The sequence below is a fragment of the Agromyces albus genome (genome assembly GCF_004134825.1).
Lineage (GTDB): Bacteria > Actinomycetota > Actinomycetes > Actinomycetales > Microbacteriaceae > Agromyces > Agromyces albus.
The window spans coordinates 1-18,452 of the sequence record NZ_SDPN01000057.1 but is presented as its reverse complement, the minus strand read 5'-3'; the positions used below and the strand labels follow the sequence as shown (position 1 = coordinate 18,452).

At 70.9% G+C, this 18,452-nt stretch carries 15 protein-coding genes; 7 read left to right on the top strand and 8 right to left on the bottom strand.

Annotation, left to right across the window (positions count from 1 at the left end; all coding sequences use genetic code 11):
• A partial coding sequence (locus tag ESP51_RS18745; RefSeq protein ID WP_164990598.1) for a molybdopterin-dependent oxidoreductase occupies positions 1 to 1,027 on the top strand: 1,027 nt, incomplete at its 5' end.
• 22 nt (positions 1,028 to 1,049) lie between these two features.
• Here the strand turns inward: ESP51_RS18745 and ESP51_RS18740 are convergent.
• A complete protein-coding gene (locus ESP51_RS18740) occupies positions 1,050 to 1,442 on the bottom strand; it encodes an MmcQ/YjbR family DNA-binding protein (protein ID WP_129522408.1) in 393 nt (130 codons plus the stop codon).
• A gap of 177 nt (positions 1,443 to 1,619) precedes the next feature.
• Here ESP51_RS18740 and ESP51_RS18735 point away from each other — a divergent pair, with 177 nt between their 5' ends.
• Entirely contained in the window at positions 1,620 to 5,324 is a 3,705-nt protein-coding gene (locus tag ESP51_RS18735; protein ID WP_129522407.1) for a TM0106 family RecB-like putative nuclease, read from the top strand.
• Here the strand turns inward: ESP51_RS18735 and ESP51_RS18730 are convergent.
• The gene (locus tag ESP51_RS18730; protein ID WP_129522406.1) at positions 5,311 to 5,745 is read right to left on the bottom strand and encodes a YdeI/OmpD-associated family protein; all 435 of its coding nucleotides are present in this window, start codon (positions 5,743 to 5,745) and stop codon (positions 5,311 to 5,313) included. The genes ESP51_RS18735 and ESP51_RS18730 overlap by 14 nt on opposite strands.
• 66 nt (positions 5,746 to 5,811) lie before the next feature.
• On the opposite strand from ESP51_RS18730, the gene ESP51_RS18725 reads away from it, so the two are divergent.
• On the top strand, positions 5,812 to 6,090 hold the full coding sequence (locus ESP51_RS18725; protein WP_129522405.1) for a glutaredoxin family protein: 279 nt from the start codon (positions 5,812 to 5,814) through the stop codon (positions 6,088 to 6,090).
• 70 nt (positions 6,091 to 6,160) lie between these two features.
• Here the strand turns inward: ESP51_RS18725 and ESP51_RS18720 are convergent, their stop codons facing one another.
• Entirely contained in the window at positions 6,161 to 7,666 is a 1,506-nt protein-coding gene (locus tag ESP51_RS18720) for a DHA2 family efflux MFS transporter permease subunit (RefSeq protein WP_129522404.1), read from the bottom strand.
• 129 nt (positions 7,667 to 7,795) lie between these two features.
• On the opposite strand from ESP51_RS18720, the gene ESP51_RS18715 reads away from it, so the two are divergent.
• The gene (locus ESP51_RS18715) at positions 7,796 to 8,389 is read left to right on the top strand and encodes a TetR/AcrR family transcriptional regulator (RefSeq protein WP_241843262.1); all 594 of its coding nucleotides are present in this window, start codon (positions 7,796 to 7,798) and stop codon (positions 8,387 to 8,389) included.
• Between the two features lie 176 nt (positions 8,390 to 8,565).
• On the opposite strand, the gene ESP51_RS18710 is transcribed toward ESP51_RS18715, so the two are convergent.
• From ESP51_RS18710 to ESP51_RS18700, 3 genes are all read right to left on the bottom strand, one after another.
• Entirely contained in the window at positions 8,566 to 9,588 is a 1,023-nt protein-coding gene (locus ESP51_RS18710) for an LLM class F420-dependent oxidoreductase (protein WP_129522403.1), read from the bottom strand.
• Between the two features lie 4 nt (positions 9,589 to 9,592).
• Entirely contained in the window at positions 9,593 to 10,798 is a 1,206-nt protein-coding gene (locus ESP51_RS18705) for a baeRF11 domain-containing protein (RefSeq protein ID WP_129522402.1), read from the bottom strand.
• 90 nt (positions 10,799 to 10,888) lie between these two features.
• Entirely contained in the window at positions 10,889 to 12,367 is a 1,479-nt protein-coding gene (locus ESP51_RS18700; protein WP_241843261.1) for an FAD-binding oxidoreductase, read from the bottom strand.
• Positions 12,368 to 12,583: 216 nt separating this feature from the next.
• Here ESP51_RS18700 and ESP51_RS18695 point away from each other — a divergent pair, with 216 nt between their 5' ends.
• Positions 12,584 to 13,690 (top strand): LLM class flavin-dependent oxidoreductase, encoded by a 1,107-nt coding sequence (locus tag ESP51_RS18695; protein ID WP_129522401.1) that lies wholly within the window; start codon positions 12,584 to 12,586, stop codon positions 13,688 to 13,690.
• On the opposite strand, the gene ESP51_RS18690 is transcribed toward ESP51_RS18695, so the two are convergent.
• Together ESP51_RS18690 and ESP51_RS18685 are read right to left on the bottom strand one after the other, a co-directional pair.
• The gene (locus ESP51_RS18690; protein WP_129522400.1) at positions 13,636 to 15,405 is read right to left on the bottom strand and encodes an alpha-glucosidase; all 1,770 of its coding nucleotides are present in this window, start codon (positions 15,403 to 15,405) and stop codon (positions 13,636 to 13,638) included. The genes ESP51_RS18695 and ESP51_RS18690 overlap by 55 nt on opposite strands.
• Before the next feature lie 67 nt (positions 15,406 to 15,472).
• A complete protein-coding gene (locus tag ESP51_RS18685) occupies positions 15,473 to 15,889 on the bottom strand; it encodes a transferase (protein WP_164990597.1) in 417 nt (138 codons plus the stop codon).
• A 280-nt stretch (positions 15,890 to 16,169) separates the two neighbouring features.
• Between ESP51_RS18685 and ESP51_RS18680 the strand changes: the two genes are divergently transcribed.
• Both ESP51_RS18680 and ESP51_RS18675 read left to right on the top strand, forming a co-directional pair.
• Positions 16,170 to 17,483 (top strand): glycosyltransferase, encoded by a 1,314-nt coding sequence (locus tag ESP51_RS18680; protein ID WP_164990596.1) that lies wholly within the window; start codon positions 16,170 to 16,172, stop codon positions 17,481 to 17,483.
• 108 nt (positions 17,484 to 17,591) lie between these two features.
• Positions 17,592 to 18,452: ABC transporter ATP-binding protein (locus ESP51_RS18675; protein ID WP_164990595.1), on the top strand; the 861-nt coding region annotated here is incomplete at its 3' end.

Below are 18,452 nucleotides of genomic sequence, written 5' to 3'. Positions count from 1 at the left end.
GGCCGCCCTCGGTGCGCTCGCTGCGCTCGGCGGCTACGCGCTGCAGGCGGGCTCGCGCGCCGTGACGGCCGTGCGCGAGGCGATCACGCTGCCGCGCGCTGCGAAGACGGCGAGCGTTCCGGCGAGCGCGGAGCTCGGCCTCGATGGCCTCGGCCCGGTGATCACGCCGAACGCCGAGTTCTACCGGATCGACACCGCCCTCGCGGTGCCCAATGTCGACCCGGGCGGCTGGAGCCTGCGCATCCACGGCATGGTCGAGCGCGAAGTGACGATCACGTGGGACGAGCTGCTCGCCCTGCCGCTCGAGGAGAGCGTCACGACGCTCGCGTGCGTCTCGAACGAGGTGGGCGGCAGCCTCATCGGCAATGCCGTGTGGCTGGGGCATCCGATCCGCGAACTGCTCGCCCGAGCGGCGCCCACGGCCGACGCCGACATGGTGCTCTCGCGCAGTGTCGACGGGTTCACGGCGAGCACCCCGCTGCAGGTGCTGCAGGACGACCGCAACGCGATCCTCGCGGTGGGCATGAACGGCGAGCCGCTGCCTCCCGAGCACGGGTTCCCGGTGCGCATGGTCGTGCCGGGCCTCTACGGGTATGTCTCGGCGACGAAGTGGGTCGTCGACCTCGAGGTCACGCGGTTCGACGCGGCATCCGCCTACTGGACCGACCGCGGCTGGAGCGAGCGCGGGCCCATCAAGATCTCGTCGCGCATCGACGTGCCGCGCCCCGGGCAGTCGGTCGACGCTGGCCCGGTCGTGATCGCCGGCGTCGCGTGGCACCAGCACACCGGCATCTCGCGCGTCGAGGTGCAGATCGACGACGGCGCCTGGGCCGATGCCACGCTCGCCACCGCGATCTCGATCGACACGTGGGTGCAATGGCGCTACGACTGGGATGCCGCGGCGGGCTCGCACCGCGTGCGCGTGCGGGCGACCGGCGCCGACGGCGAGGTGCAGACCGCGGAGCGGCAGGGCGTCGTGCCCGACGGCGCGACGGGCCTGCACGAGGTCCGCGTCGAGGTGCGCTGAGCGGATGCCTCAGCGTTCTTCCTCAGTCGGGGAACGACTCGAGGTGCTCTCGAGCGAGCCGCGCCGGTGCCCTCGAGAGCCATGCCTCGGCGACGACCTCCGAGAGGCGGCGCCGTGAGATGCGATCGAGCCGGACGAGCACGACGGGCCAGCCGTCGAAGTGGCGCGTCGTGAAGAAGACCGACCGGTCCTCGACGACGAGTGCACGCTTCACCGCCTCGTCCTCCACACGGGCGGCGAGCACCGGACCGCCCTGTTCGTCGAGGTGCAGCTCCTCGAGGTCGGGGCGCCGCAGGCGCCGCTCCCACACGAACGCCTTGTGGTGCACCCGCCAGTGCATCTCGCCCCGGCTCAGGGTTTCCGTCGTGTCGGGCAGGCCGAGGGCGAGCTCGCGAACGTCCTCCCAGCCGGCCATGCCGACACCATACGCCGCTTCACCGCAGGTCGCGCCTGCGCACGGTCGAAATCCGCCGAGCGGATGCCACTGAGCCGGGCGTCCGGCCGCGTAGCGACGGTCGCGTCGGCGTGCGGCGTCGTGCCCTGAATGTCGGCGCCCGCAGGTAGCGTGAACAGGAGACGAACGGAGGAGCCGATGTACCTGGTCGACGGCACCGTCGTCACGAGCGCGAGCGACCTGAAGAAGGCGTCCGAGTGCGAGTTCGCATTCCTGCGCGCGCTCGACGCGAAGCTCGGCCGCATCGAGCCCGTGCCCGACCCTGAAGACGCCATGCTCGAGCGATCGGGTCGCATGGGCGACGCGCACGAGTTGCGCGTGCTCGAGGCGTACCGGGCCGAGCTGGGCGCGGCCGTCGTCGAGATCGAGCGGCCCGACGTGCGCGACGCGGCCGCCGTGGCCGCCGCCGTCGAGGCGACGCAGGCGGCGTTCGCAGCGGGTGCCCCGATCGTGTTCCAGGCGACCTTCGCCGACGAGGGGTTCATCGGCTTCGCCGACTTCATCGTGCGCCAGCCCGACGGGCGCTACCTCGTGCAAGACTCCAAACTCGCCCGACGCGCGCGCGTCACCGCGCTGCTGCAGCTCGCCGCCTATGCCGAGCAGCTCGAGCGCACGGGCGTCCCCTGCGCCGACACCGTCGAGCTGCTCCTCGGCGACGGCACCACGAGCCCGCATCGTCTCGACGACATCGCCCCCGTCTACCGGTTGCGCCGGGCGCGGCTCGAGCAGATCATCGCCGACCGGCTCGCCGAGCCGGGCCCGGTCGAGTGGGGCGATCCGCGCTACGCGCTCGACGGCCGCTGCCCCACGTGCGATCTCGAGGTGCAGGCGCACCGCGACGTACTGCTCGTGGCGGGCTTGCGCGTCACGCAACGAACGGCCCTCCACGAGGCCGGCATCACGACGATCGACCAGCTCGCGGCATCCGAGGGTCACATCGACGGCATCCTCGACGCCACCATCGAGAACCACCGGGTGCAGGCGCGCCTGCAGCTCGAGGCCGAGGCGGCAGAACGGCGAGCCGATGCCGCGGGCCCGCGCCCCGAGGGTGCGCCGCCGCTGCCGCCTCCCGTGGTCGTGCGCGACGCGGCGTCGCTCGCCGCGATCCCCGTGCCCGACGCCGGCGATCTCTTCTTCGACTTCGAGGGCGATCCGCTCTACACCGAAGGCCCGGCAACCGACTGGGGCATCGACTACCTGTTCGGCATGATCGACAACGACGAGCAGTTCACGCCGCTCTGGGCGCACAGCTTCGCCGAAGAGCGAGTGGCGCTCGAACGCTTCCTCGAGCTCGTGGCACTGCGACGGGCGGCGCATCCGGGCATGCACATCTACCACTACGCGAGCTACGAGCGCACGCACCTGCTCTCGATCGCAGCACGTCACGGCGTCGGCGAGGCCGCGGTCGACCAGTTGCTCGCCGACGGCGTGCTCGTCGACCTCTACCCCATCGTGAAGCGCGCAGTTCGCGTGGGCAGCCGTTCCTATTCGATCAAGAAGCTCGAGCCGCTCTACATGGGCTCCGAGCTGCGCGAGGCCGAGGTGAAGTCGGGCGGCGACTCGATCCTCGAGTACGTGCGCGCCCGTGAGCTCGCCGCGACCGGCGAGGTCGACCCCGCCACCGGCCTCGCGGGCGCGGCAGCGGCCCAGCACGTGCTCGACGACCTCGCCGACTACAACCGCTACGACTGCGTGTCGACGCTGCGCCTGCGCGATTGGCTGCTCGGGCTCGCGCGCGCGGCCGGGGTCGAGCCCGTGCCCGAGTCGCTCCTCGTCGAAGCGGCGAGGGCCGCGGGCAAGATCTACGAGCCGTCGCCGCTGGCCCTCGAGCTGCAACGCATCGCCGGCCCGCCCGACGACCCCACGCGAGACGCAGACCACACGGCGCTCGCTCTCGCCGCCGCAGCGATCGACTATCACGATCGCGAGTCGAAGAGCTTCTGGTGGTCGCACTTCTTCCGCGTCGAGCAGCCGCTCGAGGCCTGGGAGGATCACCGCGACGTGCTCGTCGTCGACCCCGCCCAATCCGAGGTCGTGCAGCGGTGGTATCGCGAAGACCAGCACCGCACCGATCGACGGCACGTGAAACTGCGCGGCCGCATCGCGCCCGGTTCCCGGTTCGGCGTCGGCGCCGAGCTGTTCGCGCTCTACGAGCCGCCGGTTCCGTTCCCGCGGGTCGGACTGCGCCCCGGCTCGCGTGGGCAGAACTCGGTGCGGGTGCTCGAGCTCCTCGACGACGGGCTCATCGTCGAAGAGCGCGCCATCGCGGGCATGACGTGGTCGGAGCTGCCCATGGCGATCGTGCCGGGCACGCCCCCGCCCGCCGGCCGCCAGCAGGGTGCGATCCTCGAGTGGGCTGATCCCATCGCGCGGATGCATCCGGTGTGGCCCAGGAATCCCGCCGTCGACGTGCTGCGCCGCACTCCGCCCCGCAGCCGCGGCGGGCTCGCACCGCTCGCGGCGACGCCCGACTACGTCGCTGCAGTCGTCGACTCGCTCCGCCGCCTCGACGACTCGTATCTCGCCGTACAGGGCCCTCCCGGCACGGGCAAGACCTACGTCGCCTCACGGGTGATCGCCGAGCTCGTGGGCCGTTATCGCTGGCGCATCGGCGTCGTCGCGCAATCGCACGCGGTCGTCGAGAACGTGCTCGACGCCGTCGTCGCCGCGGGGCTCGCACCCGATCTCGTCGCCAAGGCCCCGAAAGACGCGCGAGCGCCCGGCACCCACGCCTACCTGGCGATCACGAAAGACGGTGTCGCCGACTACAGCGCGGCACACCAGGCGTCCGGATTCGTCGTCGGCGGCACGGCCTGGGACTTCGCCAATGCCGACCGCGTGCCCCGCGGCTCGCTCGACCTGCTCGTGATCGACGAGGCCGGGCAGTTCTCGCTCGCGTCGACGATCGCCACCGCCGTCGCCGCCCGCAACCTGTTGCTCCTCGGCGACCCGCAGCAACTGCCGCAAGTGAGCCAAGGCAACCACCCCGAGCCGATCGACACGTCGGCGCTCGGCTGGATCGCCGACGGGCACGACGTGCTCCCGCCCGAATACGGCTACTTCCTCGCCGAGAGCCGGCGCATGCACCCCGCGGTCGCCGGGCCGGTGTCGCGCCTCTCCTACGAGGGCGAGTTGCGCTCGCATCCGGTCGCGTCGCTGCGCTCGCTCCACGGCGTTTCTCCCGGGCTCACGACAGTGCCCATCGAGCACGCCGGCAACACGACGTCGTCGCCCGAAGAGGCCGAGGCAGTCGTCGAGCTCGTGGGCATGCTGCTCGGCCGCGCGTGGTCAGAGGTGGTCCCCGACGCCGACGTCGAGGTGCCCGGGTCGACCGGCGCGCTCACGGCGCTCGAGGCGACCGATGAGCTCCCGTCCACCGACGTACTGCTCCCGACCGATGCACTGCCCACGGATGCCGCATTGCCGACGCGATCGCGGCCGCTCGCGCAGCGCGACCTCATCGTCGTCACCCCCTACAACGCACAACTCACGGTCGTGCGCGCCGCCCTCGACGAGGCCGGCTATCACGAGGTGCCCGTCGGCACCGTCGACAAGTTCCAGGGTCAAGAGGCGGCGGTCGCGATCGTGTCGCTCGCTGCATCCTCAGCGGCTGCAGCCCCGCGCGGCGTCGAGTTCCTGCTGCAGAAGAACCGCCTGAACGTCGCGATCTCGCGCGCGAAGTGGGCGGCATACCTCATCTACTCGCCGGGATTGCTCGACGCCCTGCCGCGCACCCCCGAGGGAGTGGCGCAGCTCAGCGCGTTCATTCGGCTCGTCGGAGCCTGGCAGAACACCTCGGTCGATCACGCCGAGATGACCGGAGCCGCCCTCACTCCTCAGTGAGCTTCGCCACGATTCCGTCGACGCGCCGCTGCCTGGTCTCGGCGGCCTTCGCCGACTCCACGGATGTCACGTGCGCCTTCCTCGCGCTCGTCGACAGCCTGTCGAAGGCGGCCCTCGCTCCACCGGCGTCGAGCGCCGCGGCGAGATCGTCGGGCACCTCCACGGTGCGCGGCGCGGTGTCGACCTCGAGGTCGACCACGATCGCATCTCCGCCCCCGATTCCGGTCGCCGCGCGCTTGTCGGAGCTGAAGGGGATCATGAATCTGCCGCCCATCACGGCGACCGTGCTGCGGTACTCGTAGCCGTTGACGTTCACGATGACCGGCGGCTTCCTGCCCGCGCCGAAACCCTCGATCACCTCGGCCGGCACCTCGATCCCCGTGTTGTTGCCCACTTGTGACATCCGCGTCTCGAATCGCATGGGCCAGAGTCTGCCACGTCACGCTCGCTGGGAATACTCCACAGGGTGCGTACGTAGGTTAGGGGTATGACGTCCCCCGTGAACTCTGACCTGTACCCCGAACGCATCACCATGTACGGCGCCGACTGGTGCGTGGACTGCCGCCGCTCGAAGGCCCTGCTCGAGCGTCGCGGCATCGACTACGACTACATCGACCTCGAAGCCGTGCTCGACGGCGCCGATCGCGCCAAGGCGATCAGCGGCCGCACGCAGATTCCCGTGGTCGTGTTCCCCGACGGCTCGCACCTCACCGAGCCCTCCGACGCAGAGCTCGCCGCGAAGCTCGACGAGGCCATCGCCGCTTGAGCCGCACCTGAATCAACGGAGGCCGGGGTGCGCATGCACCCCGGCCTCCGACGTTCGACGGCTGCGAGGATCAGTCCCCCGCGAACGCCGCCACGGGCTCGCGGCGCTCGAACTCGGGAACGAGCTCGCTCGCGGCATCCGTCGTCTCCTGGCCCGTCGTCCCCTCGTCGTCGACCGCAGGAGCTCGCCGTCCCCAGACGGCGAACAGCACGAGGGCGACCGTGAGGAACACGGTGCCGCCGAGCAGCGCCGCCGCGATGCCGCGGGCCTCGCCGCCGCTCACCGCGATCGCGGCGAACACGGTGGTCAGCCCGGCGACGCCGATGGACCCGCCGAGCTGCTGCATCCCCTGCAGGAGGCTCGAGGCCTGGCTCGTCTCCGAGCGGAGGGCCTGCGCCATGACGATCGACGTGATCGGCGCGAACGTGAGGCCCGCACCGAAGCCGAGCACGAGGGCCGGACCCAGGATGCCCGTGAGGAACGTGCTCGCGGTGCCGAGCTGGGCCATCCAGAGCATGCCGCCGGCGAGGCCGGTGAGTCCCGCGAGGGCGACGACCCGCTCGCCGAGCGCGGCCACGAGCCGCGGCGTGAACTGGTTCACGATGAGCATCGTGCCGACGAACGGCAGCAGCGCGAGGCCCGTGCCGAGAGGGTCATAGCCGAGCACGTTCTGCGTGAAGAGCGTCGCGAAGTAGAAGAACCCGAACATCCCGGCCGGCACGAGCAGCATCACCCAGAACGGCACGGCCGTGCGCGTCGACGCGAAGTAGTGCAGCTGCACGACGGGGCTCGCGTGCCGCCGCTCGATGAGCACGAGTGCCACGAGCGACGCGGCCGCGACGACGAACGCCGCGATGGTGCGGGGATCGGTCCAGCTCGACTCGGCCGCGGTCGTGAACCCGTAGACGAGGGCGACCATGGCGATCGTCGAGGTGAGGGCGCCGCCGACATCGAGTCGCGCTGGGCTGCGGTCGGTCTCGCGCAGGAACGCGATCGCGCCGGCGATGATCACGAGCCCGATCGGCACGTTCACGAACATCACCCACTCCCAGCCGAGGCTCGTGGTGAGCACTCCGCCGAGGATGAGGCCGATGGCGCCGCCGGAGCCCGCCGCGAGCACGAAGAGCGACATCGCGCGATTGCGCTGGGCGCCCGGCACGGTGTTCGCCATCAGGAGCACGAGGGTGCTCGGCGCCGCGAGGGCCGCGCCGATGCCCTGCAGCACCCGTGCGAAGATCAACATCTCGGGGGTGACCGCGAATCCACCGAGAGCGGATGCCGCGATGAACACGACGACGCCGATGATGAGCGCTCGGCGCGCTCCGAGCATCGAGCCGATGCGTCCGCTCAGCAGGATGAGGCCGGCGAAGGCGAGTGCGTAGGAGGTGACCACCCAGGACAGGTTGGCGGCCGTGAAGCCGAGCTCGTTCTGGATGTGGGGGAGTGCGACGTTCACGATGCTCGCGTCGACCACGAGCATGAGCTGCGTGATGAAGACGACGATGAGGCCGAGCAGGGTTCGGCCCGTGAGCCGGGCCGTGGTCGGTATGGCGAGGGAGGGTGGTGCTGCGGTCATGCTGGTGCTCCTGGTCCCGCTGGGGTAATCTCGTATCCGGAGAGAGTCTCCTGTTGTCTGAGTCGACGATACGGAGACAGTCTCCGGTTTGTCAAGAGCAGTCGAGAGATTCAACCGGTTGGAGTTCGAGTGAGCGTGGAAGCAGTCGCACCGACGCGGCCCATGCGCGCCGATGCACGGCGCAACTACGAGGCGATCGTGCGGGTCGCCATCGAGGCGTTCGCCGAACACGGCACGAACACCTCACTCGACGACATCGCGAACCGAGCGGGCGTCGGCCCCGGCACGCTCTACCGGCACTTCCCCAATCGCGACTGCCTGCTCGAGGCCGCCCTCGTCGACAGCCGATACGAGTTGCTCGCGCTCGCCGAACGCCTGCTCCACGCCGACGACGCCGATGCCGCCCTCGACGAGTGGATGTTCGCCCTCGCGCGCCACGCCGGCGCGTGGGACGGCCTCGCCGACTCGATCGCGCAGTCGCTCAATCGAGAGAAGTCCCCGCTCGGGGCGTCCTGTGGCGAGGTCATCACGGCCACTCAGAAGCTCCTCGAGCGCGCGTCGACGCTGGGCACCGTGACGGCGGATGCCACTGCCCGCGAGCTCTTCATCATGGCCGGCTCGCTCGCCTGGGCCGCCGACCGCGCCGCGCGTGGCAACGGCCGCGGCAGCGCCGACGACGAACTGCCGCGCCTGCTCTCGCTCCTCATGCGCGGCCTCCGGTAGCTGCGACCCCGCCGCTCACACTTTCGCGCCTCGCATACCAAGCCGCTCGCTCATCCGGTTTACATGACATCTGCCGCTTTGCAGGACGCTTTCGCGTGAATGCGTCATGTAAATCGGCTGATGTCATGTGAACCGATCACTCGGGAAACGCGGACTCCGCTAGGAACCCGCACGACTCACCGCAGCGCGGGCACGGCCCCCTGCAGCGCCGGCATGACCTCGCGTTCGAAGAGCTCGAGCCCCGAGCGATCGTAGGCCGCCTCGGGGAAGTAGTGGATCGAGTAGCCGAGCCCGAGCTCCTGCCGCTCGGCGAGCCGCGCGGCCACTTGCGACGGCGTGCCGACCGCGATGGCGTTGCCGGAGCGGTACTCCGCCATGACGCTCGCCGTCTTCTCGGGGCCGAGGTGCGGCGCGAGGCGCGCTTCGATCGCATCGAGGCGACGCGCGACATCCGCCGCCGACGTGCCGATGACGGTGTTGAAGTCGGAGCTCCGCACGATCGCGTCGAAGTCGGTGCCGAGGGTCTCGCAGTGGCCGCGCAGCACTTCGCTCTTGTGGGCGAACTCCTCGGCAGTGCCGGCGAAGTTCGTGTACGAGGCATACTTCGCCGCGATCTTCAGCGTGACCTTCTCACCGCCGCCGGCGATCCAGAAGGGGATGCCGCCGGACTGCAGCGGCAGCGGCCGCACGATCGCGCCGTCGACCTGGTAGTGCGTGCCGTCGAGCGTGGCGGTGCCGTTGGTCCACGCCTGGTGCATGATCTCGACGCCCTCGCGCAAGCGAGCCAGCCGCTCGGGCACGGGCGGGAAGCCGTAGCCGTAGGCCCGCCACTCGTGCTCGTACCATCCGCCGCCGATGCCCATCTCGATGCGCCCACCCGAGATGAGGTCGGCCGTCGCCGCGACCTTCGCGAGGTAGGCGGGGTTGCGGTAGCTCATGCACGTGCACATCTGGCCGAGCCGGATGCGGCTCGTGGATGCCGCGAACGCCGAGATGAGCGACCAGGCCTCGTGCGTGGCCTCGGTCGTGCTCGGCACGGGCGTCGTGTGGAAGTGGTCGTAGACCCAGATCGACTCCCAGCCGGAATCGGGGGCATCGGCGCGCTGCGCAATGCCGCGCATCGCCTCCCAATGCTCGGCCGGCTCGATGCCGACGAGATCGTAACGCCAACCCTGGGGAACGAACATTCCGAAACGCATGGGGTTACGCCAGTGCGAACCGCAACTCGGCCATCGCGGGCCCCGACCAGACGTCGTCGTCGAGGTCGTCGCTGCGCACCGTGACGACCTTGCCGCCCTTCGCCATCACGAGCAGTGCAAGTTGCGGCAGCAGGTCGCCCGCGTGCGTGCCGTCCTTGAGCTCCTCGCCCTCGCCGTTGCCCTCGGCGAACTGCACCGCGCCCGACTCGCGGTCGAGCGTGCCGTTCACCGAGGTCGTGAAGTCGAACCAGAGGCACTCCACCGCACCGTCGGCGGCTTCTCGGGCGATCGCCGCGAGGTCGCGCTCGACTCGACCCGCCGCTCCCTCCCTGAGCTGCCGCAATGCCGACTCGGCCTCTCGGATGTTGAGCTTCGCGAGCTGTTGGCGCGCCGCGTCGTCGATCTCGGCCCCGCCGAGCCGGTCGGGCGCGCCGGCGAGGGCGACCACCCGTCGCCCGTTGCGATGACGCTCGATGAAGAGGCTGAGGAGGGGTTCGGCAGCGAACACGAAGAGCGGAACCCGTTCGTCGGCGTCACGCTGCTGGAGCTCCCGGCGCACGACGTCGGAGACGCGCTTCGCGTAGAGGTCGAGCAGGGTCTTGCGGCCCTCGTCGCCCGTGAGCCGGCTCGCGCCGCCCTGGCTCATGCTGCCCGTGCCGCGATGGACGCCGCGTGGCCGCTCCTCGCCGGGTTCGCGGTTCGTGGCCTCGTCGAGGTTCGCCGTGCCCGCGGGGTCGACGTCGAGCTTCGCCGCGCGCTCGACAGGCGTGGCGTGCCAGAGGCCCCATTCGTGCGCCGACAGCGTCAGCGCATAGGCCTCCTGGTCTTGGCTCGGCGCGCGCAGCAGCTGCCCGAGCGTGAAGTGGGACCCGACGTGCACGGCGTCGTCGAGCCGATTCGGCAGCACGAAGATCTCACTGAAGCCCGGCGCGACGAAGATCGCCATCGAGCGGGCGAGTGAACCCCACAGCTGTTGGTCGGCCAGGATCCGATCCCGTTCGGCGCGGAACTCGGCGACGACCGGCAGGGCGGCGTCGGCCGCCCTGACCTGTTCGATCGCGTCGTCGAAGGCGCTCTTGACCCCGACCTCGGCTCGTTCGCGTTCGCTCACGACGGGCGACGTCGACACGTAGATCGTAATCGCAGGATCATGTACCCCTGCCAGTGCTGCGAAATCGGCGGTGGTGGGCAATTCGTAGTGGACCGTCATCGTTCCTCCCCCGGAGTCGCGCGACAGCGGTGTCGCTCACTCCAGCCTATGAAGGCTCGGGCGTGAGCGACACCCCAACTCAGCAACCGCTCAGCGACCGACCGGGTGGTTCGAACGGATGACTCCGGTCGGGTCGACCGCGTTCTTCACCGCGCGCAACCGCTCGATCCGGTCGCCGAACAGGCGCTCGGCGGGCCGGGACTGCTCCGAGAAATTGAGGTAGTCGAGTTCGGCTCGCCACGGCTCCACGCGAGAGAGCAGGCGACCGAGGGATGCCGCGAGCGCCTGCTCGGTGCCGGGAACCGCGATTCCCACGCCGAACACGAGGTACTCGGCGGCGAAGCCCGCGGTGACGCCAGGCTCGGGCGCGCCGCGCTCGGCTGCGGAGGCCCGCGCGGCCTCGGGCGCGAGTGCGCCTCCGGCGTGACGGATCTCGGCCGAGAGGAGGGCGCTGCCGGAATCCGGCCCCGCCGCCTCGAGGAAGGCGCGAACCGCAGCGGGCGGCAGGGAGGAGAGCATCATGCCGTCGCCGTAGCCGGGCGTCGGCGCGGGCGGGTCCATGTGCAATTGGAGCAGCTCGGCGGTCGGCTGCGGATGCACGGAATCCATCGCGGGGTGGAGGGCACGCAGTGGAGCGAGCAGTTCATCGACCCGGGCCGGCGACTCTTGGATGGCCGCCTCGACGACGACGAACGACTGGCCGGAGAGGAACGGCGGCAGCTCGGGCATCGGCGGGAACCGGAGGAGCCGACCGATGGAGGTGACGGAGTCGGGCACCTCGGTGGTCCATGCGGCCCACGCCTGCAGCACCTCCTCGGCGCGCTCGATCGGCCAGAACAGCGTGCCCGCCACGATCTCGGCGACAGGGAACAGGCGGAACTCGAGCGCGGTGACCACGCCGAAGTCGCCACCGCCACCGCGGAGCGCCCAGAACAGCTCGGCGTCGTGCTCGGCGTCGACGCGGCGCTGGACGCCGTCGGCGGTGACAAGCTCGATCGCGAGCACCTGGTTGGCGGCGAGTCCGTGCGAACGGGCGAGCCAGCTGATGCCGCCGCCGAGCGTGTAGCCGACGACGCCGACATCGTGGGAGGAGCCGGCGAGCGCGGCGAGGCCGTGCGGTGCCACGGCGGCGACGACATCGGCCCAGAGTGCGCCGGGCTCGACTCGGGCGACGCGCGCCTCGGCGTCGACCTCGACACCGCGCAATTCCGACGTGCGCAGCAGAATCACGTCGGCGAGCCCGCCGTGTGCGAGCGGGCCGGCGTTGTGGCCGGTCGCCTGCGCGGCGACGGAGAAACCGAGGCCCCTCGCAGCGCGCACCGTCTGCGCGATGTCATCGGTGCTCGCGGCGACCACGACGGCGGCGGGCCGCTGGTCGATCGCGAGGTTCCAGGCCGCGCGATCCGCGTCCCACCCGGCATCGCCGGCGATGACGAGGCGGCCGTCGAGACGCTCGCGGAGCAGCGCGAGCGACTCGGGCAGCGGGAGCTCGGCGACCTCGTCGTGGAGGGGGCGCACCACGGCGAGGTCGATGACGGCGTCGGGACCGGGAGGCACAGGGGTGTTCACGGGTGGTTCCTTTCGGGTTGCGGGGTTGCGGGGTCGCGGGCCGGCGGCCTCGTTGTGGGCGGCGGCGGCCAGCCGGGAATCCGGCGGCGCTCACGACGGGCTCCATCCCACGACATGCGGCAGTGAGCTGCACCAGTGCGACCCCTCCGATCGGCTCAGGGTTATCCCGAGGATCGGCGGCACGGAATACGCGTCGTCCCGCCGGAGTTCCCCCACATGATGACTGCCACGACCCGACTCTCCGTGCTCGACCTCGTTCCCGTGCGCACCGGCCAATCGAGCGCAGGTGCCGTCGCGGCATCCGTTCGCCTCGCCCAGCTCGCCGACCGCCTCGGGTACACGCGCTACTGGTTCGCCGAGCACCACAACATGCCCGCCGTCGCCTCGACCACGCCGCCTGTGCTCGTGGCCGCGATCGCTGCGCGCACCGAGCGCATTCGCGTGGGCTCGGGCGGCGTCATGCTGCCGAACCACGCGCCGCTCGTCGTCGCCGAGCAGTTCGCGGCGCTCGAGGCGCTCGCCCCGGGTCGCATCGATCTCGGCATCGGGCGCGCGCCGGGCAGCGACCCGGTGATCACGCAACTCCTGCGCATCTCGGGGCCGACGGCCGACGTCGACCGGTTCCCCGATCACATCGCCGACATCCTGAGCCTCTTGAGCCCCGACGGAGCGAACCTGCGACTCACGAGCGGCCGCGAGTACGCGATCACGGCGACCCCGGCGGCGACGGATGTCCCGACGGTCTGGCTCCTCGGATCGAGCGACTACTCCGCGAAGCTCGCCGCCGAGCTCGGGTTGCCCTACGTCTTCGCGAACCACTTCTCGGGCGAAGGCCTCGAGCGTGCGCTCGAGCTCTACCGCACCGAGTACCAGCCCAGCGAGGCGCATCCGACGCCCGAGACCTTCCTCACCGTGAACGCGTCGGTGGCGCCCACCGTCGAGGAGGCGCGGGCTCGCGCGCTGCCGCAGTTGCGGTCGATGGCCCGGCTGCGCCTGAACCTGCCGATGCGCGCGCTCGAGACGGTCGAAGAGGCCGCGAGCGCACCTGCCGACTCGAACGCCGACGAGCTCATCGCCGCGATGGAACGACGGTGGATCATCGCGGATGCCGCGGGCGCGGCATCCGAGCTCCGCCGCCTCGCCGAGCGGCACGGCATCGACGAGGTCATGATCTCCCCGATCGGCGGCTCATACGTTGCCGAGCCGGCGGATGCCACGCCGGGTCGCGAGCAGACGCTCGCGTTGCTCGCCGGCGAACTGCTCGGTGGTCAGCCGCCGAGCGACCGAGCGGTCGAGGCGGCAACCGCCTCGGTCGACGCGTAGACCCGCGCCTCCCAGGGGGCGAGGGTCGCCGTCGGTTCCCGGCCGGGCCCGTTCGTGAGCACGGGCTGCGCGCCCGTCCAGCGCACGGCGAGCTCCACGGGGAAGACCGGACCGTGCTCGACGGAGGAGAGATTCGTCACGACCAGCAGGCGCTCGTCGCCGAGCACGCGTTCGAATGCGACGATCGCCGGGTGCCCGGCATCCGCTTGCTCGAAGGTGCCGTGCGCGACGACGGGCAGCTCGTGACGCAACGCGATGAGCCGCCGGTAGTACTCGAAGACCGACTCGGGGTCGCCGTATTGCGCCTCGGCGTTGATGCGGTCGTGGTTGGGGTTCACGGCGATCCACGGCTCGCCCGTGGTGAAGCCCGCATTCGGTGAGGCGTCCCACTGCACGGGCGTGCGCGCGTGGTCGCGACTCATCGCCCCGAGCCCGATGACGGCCTCGGCCGGCGGCGTGCCGCCCGCGACATCCTGCGCGTAATAGTTCAGCGACTCGACGTCGCGGTAGTCGGAGATGGCCGAGAACGGGGCATTCGTCATGCCGAGCTCCTCGCCCTGGTAGACGTAGGGCGTGCCGCGCTGCAGGTGCAGCATCGTGGCGAGCGCCGTCGCCGACTCGCGCCAGTACTCGCCGTCGTCGCCGAAGCGGCTGACCGAACGTGCCTGGTCGTGGTTCGAGAGGTAGAGGCTGTTCCAGCCGGACTCGGCGAGGGCGACCTGCCAGCGGGCGAGGGATGCCGCGAGCTCGCCGGGCGCAAGGGGCCTCGGGCGGAACTTCGAGACGCCGTGGTCGAGGCCGACGTGCTCGAACTGGAACACCATGTCGACCTCGCGGCGGGCGGGATCGGTGAAGAGCCGGGCCTCCTCCATCGTGACGCCGGGCGTCTCGCCGACCGTGATGAGGCCCTCACGCCCGTCGAAGACTTCGCGGTGCATCTCCTGCATGAACTCGTGCAGCCGCGGGCCGCCGGCCGTGAAGGCGAATCCGTCGCCGTACGGGTGCCCGTCGCGCACAGGGCCGTCGGGCAGGGCGGGATGCTTCGAGATGAGGTTGATGACGTCCATGCGGAAGCCGTCGACGCCGCGGTCGAGCCACCACCGCATCATGTCGTAGACGGCGGCGCGCACCTCGGGGTTCTCCCAGTTGAGGTCGGGCTGCTTTCGGTCGAAGAGATGCAGGTAGTACTCGCCCGTGTTCTCGTCGAATGCCCACGTCGACCCCGAGAAGAACGACTCCCAGTTGTTCGGCTCGGCGCCGGGCTGCCCGGGAGCGAAGCCCTCGCGGGGCTGGCGCCACCAGTACCAGTCGCGCTTGGGGTTGTCGCGCGAGGAGCGGGACTCGACGAACCACGGATGCTCGTCGGAGGTGTGGTTCACGACGAGGTCCATGACGAGCTTCATACCCCGGTCGTGCACCGCGGCGAGCAGTGCGTCGAAGTCGTCGAGCGTGCCGAAGACCGGGTCGATGTCGCGATAGTCGCTGATGTCGTAGCCGTTGTCGGCGTGCGGCGAACGGTAGATCGGCGAGAGCCACACGACATCGACGCCGAGTCGCTCGAGGTGGTCGAGCCGGCTCAGGATGCCGCGGAGGTCGCCGGCCCCGTCGCCGTCGGAGTCCTGGAAGCTCCTCGGGTACACCTGGTAGACGACCGCCGACTTCCACCAGTCGGGTGCGATGGTCTCGGTCGCGGCGGTGCGGTCAGGATCGGACATTCATCCAGCGTACCCGCGGGGGCCGCAGCATCCGTAGGCCCGCCGGCCGCTGCTGCGTGCCTCGCGCTCAGGCCGCGAGGCCGAGCCGGCGCAGGTCGTCGCTCGACGCGCGGAACTCGTCGCCTTCGGCGATCGAGAACTCGCGCGGCACTCGGGCGCCGTTCTGCACGCGCGCGCCTTCGCCGATGACGGCGTACGGGCCGACGACGGCGTTGCGGCCGACGACGGCGCGACGTCCGACGTGCACGTTCACGCCCACGACCGCGCGCTCGGCGACGATCGCGTCACGGTCGACCCAGCCACCAGGGCCGATCGAGGCGTTGCGCTGCACTTCGGCTCCGGGGTCGACGTAGGCCGTCGGGTCGACGAACGCAGTCGGGTCGACCTTGGCGGTCGTGGCGACGAGGCCACGGCCGTTCACGTGCTTGCGGTAGCGACGCAGGACTCCGGCTTCGTCTTCGAACTCGACATAGCTGATGCCCACGTTCTCCTCCTTCCGAGACGTGGCGATTCCACGTCCGAACACTGATACAACATCGCAGCTGACCGGGGCATTCCCGACTATCGGTCGCAAAGCTGAACGCTTGCGGGGTGTCAGCTCGGTGCCAGCCCTGAACGTGGGACGGGCCTGCACCGAAACCGGCTCGATTCGCTTGTCGAGGCATCCTCGACCTCGATAGCTTCACTGCTCGTGCACGGTTCCCACCGGCATGACCACGCGGCATTCCGCGAAGGTCGGAACCAACCCGGAAGACGCAAACCCCATGTCGAACTACCTGCTCTGCGCGAACCCCGTCCAGGGACACGTCGCCCCCATCATCGCCATCGCTCGCGACCTCGTCGCACGCGGGCACGACGTCACCGTGCTCACCGGGTCGCGCTTCCGCGATGCGGTCGAGGCGGCCGGCGCCGCCCACCGTTCCCTCGGCGGGATCGCCGACTACGACGACCGCAGCATCGAGGACCAGCTCCCCGACCGCGACCGGTACCGCGGCATCGCGAAGCTGCAATACGACATCCAGACGATCTTCATCAAGACGGTCCCCGACCAGGCCCGCGCGGTCGAGGCCGCCGTGGCCGAGCTCACGCCCGACGCGATCCTCGTCGAGGCCGCGTTCGCCGGCATCCTTCCGTTGCTGCTGGACGGACGGGCGAACCGTCCGGCGGTGCTCGCCGTCGGCGTGGTGCCCCTCAGCCAGGCGAGCGTCGATGCTGCGCCGTACGGCCTCGGGCTCGCGCCCAAGCCGGGCGCCTTCGGGCGCGTGCGAAACCGCGTGCTCAACCTGCTCGTGCAGAAGGTGATCTTCCGCCAGACGCAGCGGCTCGCGAACGAGACGATGGTGGCCCTCGGCCGCCCGAAGCTCCACGAGTTCATCCTCGACCAGTCGCGGCTCTTCGACCGCTTCCTGCAGCTCTCGCCCTCGGAGTTCGAGTACCCGCGCAGCGATCTCTCCTCGAACCTCCGCTTCGTCGGCACCGTGCTGCCACCCGCTCCCATCGCGGGCCCGCTCCCCGCCTGGTGGTCGGAGCTCGACGGCGAGCGCCCCGTCGTGCACGTCACGCAGGGCACGATCGACAACAAGGACTTCGACCGCCTCGTGCGCCCGACGCTCGACGCCCTCGCCGACCTCGATGTGCTCGTCGTGGTCGCGACCGGCGGTCGTCCCGTCGAGGAGCTCGGCGAGCTGCCCGGGAATGCCCGCGCGGCGGAGTTCCTCCCCTACGACCTGTTGTTCCCCAAGACCGGCGTGTTCGTCACGAACGCCGGCTTCGGCGGCACGCAGTACGCGCTCAGCCACGGTGTTCCGCTCGTCACCGCGGGCGAGACGGAGGACAAGCCGGAGGTCTCCATGCGCGCCGAGTACATCGGCGTCGGCGTGAACCTCAAGACCGGCACGCCCAAGGCGGCGGCGATCCGCGCCGGGGTCGAGCGGGTGCTCGGCGACCCGGGGTTCCGCGAGCGGGCCGTCGCCCTTGCGGCCCGCATCGAGGAGTACGACACGTTCGGCGAGATCGAGGCCGAGCTCGAGTCGGCGGTGCGCTCGGCGCGGTTGCAGCTCGAGAGGCCGGCCGGCTGAACGGCGGCGCTGGGCGGCCGGGTCGCCTGGGCGAGTGGGAAAGCTTAGGCTGTCCTAAGACACGGATGCCGCGTTGCGGGCCGTCCGCCACCTCGACCCAGGCCGCCCATGCCCCCTGCACCGCTCCTCGAGCTCGATCGCGTGAGCATCCGACACGAGGGCGCCGTGCGCGCCACCCCGGTCGACGTGTCGTTCTCGGTCGCACCGGGCGAGGTCGTGCTCATCCTCGGACCAAGCGGATGCGGCAAGTCCACCCTCACCCTCGCGATGAACGGCCTCGTGCCGCACGCCGTGCCCGCCGAGCTCCACGGGCGGGTGACGCTCGCGGGGCTCGACACGCGTGAGCGTCCGGTGGGTGCGCTCAGCGAGCACGTCGCGATGGTGTTCCAGGACCCCGACGCGCAGATCGTCACGGGCTCGGTGCTCGACGAGGTGTGCTTCGCACCCGAGAACCAGCTCGTCGCGGCATCCGAGGTGCTCGAACGCGCCGAGCGCGCCCTGCGACAGGTCGGCCTCTGGGAGCGGCGCTTCGACAACCCCGACCGTCTCTCGGGCGGTGGCCGCCAGCGGCTCGCCATCGCCTGCGCGCTCGCCATGCAGGCGTCGCTCATCGTGCTCGACGAGCCGACGGCGAACCTCGACCCCGCCGGCATCGACGAGGTGTACGCGGTGCTGCGCGGCCTCGCGCGCGAGCACGGCCACGCGATCGTGCTCGTCGAGCACAACCTCGACGCCGTCGTCGACCTCGTCGACCGGGTCGTGGTGCTCGACGCTGCGGGCGCGCTCGTGATCGACGGGCCCGCGCCCGAGGTGCTGCAGGGCCGCGCCGACGAGCTGCTCGAGCTCGGCGTGTGGCTGCCCGTCTCGACCCTCGCAGCGCTGCGGCTGCGGTCGGCCGGCGTGCGGATGTCGCCGCTGCCGCTCACGCCGGCCGAGCTCGCCGTGGCACTCGACGCGAACGACGTGCTG

Excerpts from the sequence above, each read along its gene's own strand:
- ESP51_RS18710 (WP_129522403.1), bottom strand. The coding sequence starts at position 9,588 with ATGCGTTTCGGAATGTTCGTTCCCCAGGGTTGGCGTTACGATCTCGTC.
- ESP51_RS18730 (WP_129522406.1), bottom strand. The coding sequence starts at position 5,745 with ATGCGATTCGAGACGCGGATGTCACAAGTGGGCAACAACACGGGGATC.
- ESP51_RS18725 (WP_129522405.1), top strand. The coding sequence starts at position 5,812 with ATGACGTCCCCCGTGAACTCTGACCTGTACCCCGAACGCATCACCATG.
- ESP51_RS18680 (WP_164990596.1), top strand. The coding sequence starts at position 16,170 with ATGTCGAACTACCTGCTCTGCGCGAACCCCGTCCAGGGACACGTCGCC.
- ESP51_RS18720 (WP_129522404.1), bottom strand. The coding sequence starts at position 7,666 with ATGACCGCAGCACCACCCTCCCTCGCCATACCGACCACGGCCCGGCTC.
- ESP51_RS18735 (WP_129522407.1), top strand. The coding sequence starts at position 1,620 with ATGTACCTGGTCGACGGCACCGTCGTCACGAGCGCGAGCGACCTGAAG.
- ESP51_RS18690 (WP_129522400.1), bottom strand. The coding sequence starts at position 15,405 with ATGTCCGATCCTGACCGCACCGCCGCGACCGAGACCATCGCACCCGAC.
- ESP51_RS18695 (WP_129522401.1), top strand. The coding sequence starts at position 12,584 with ATGATGACTGCCACGACCCGACTCTCCGTGCTCGACCTCGTTCCCGTG.
- ESP51_RS18705 (WP_129522402.1), bottom strand. The coding sequence starts at position 10,798 with ATGACGGTCCACTACGAATTGCCCACCACCGCCGATTTCGCAGCACTG.
- ESP51_RS18740 (WP_129522408.1), bottom strand. The coding sequence starts at position 1,442 with ATGGCCGGCTGGGAGGACGTTCGCGAGCTCGCCCTCGGCCTGCCCGAC.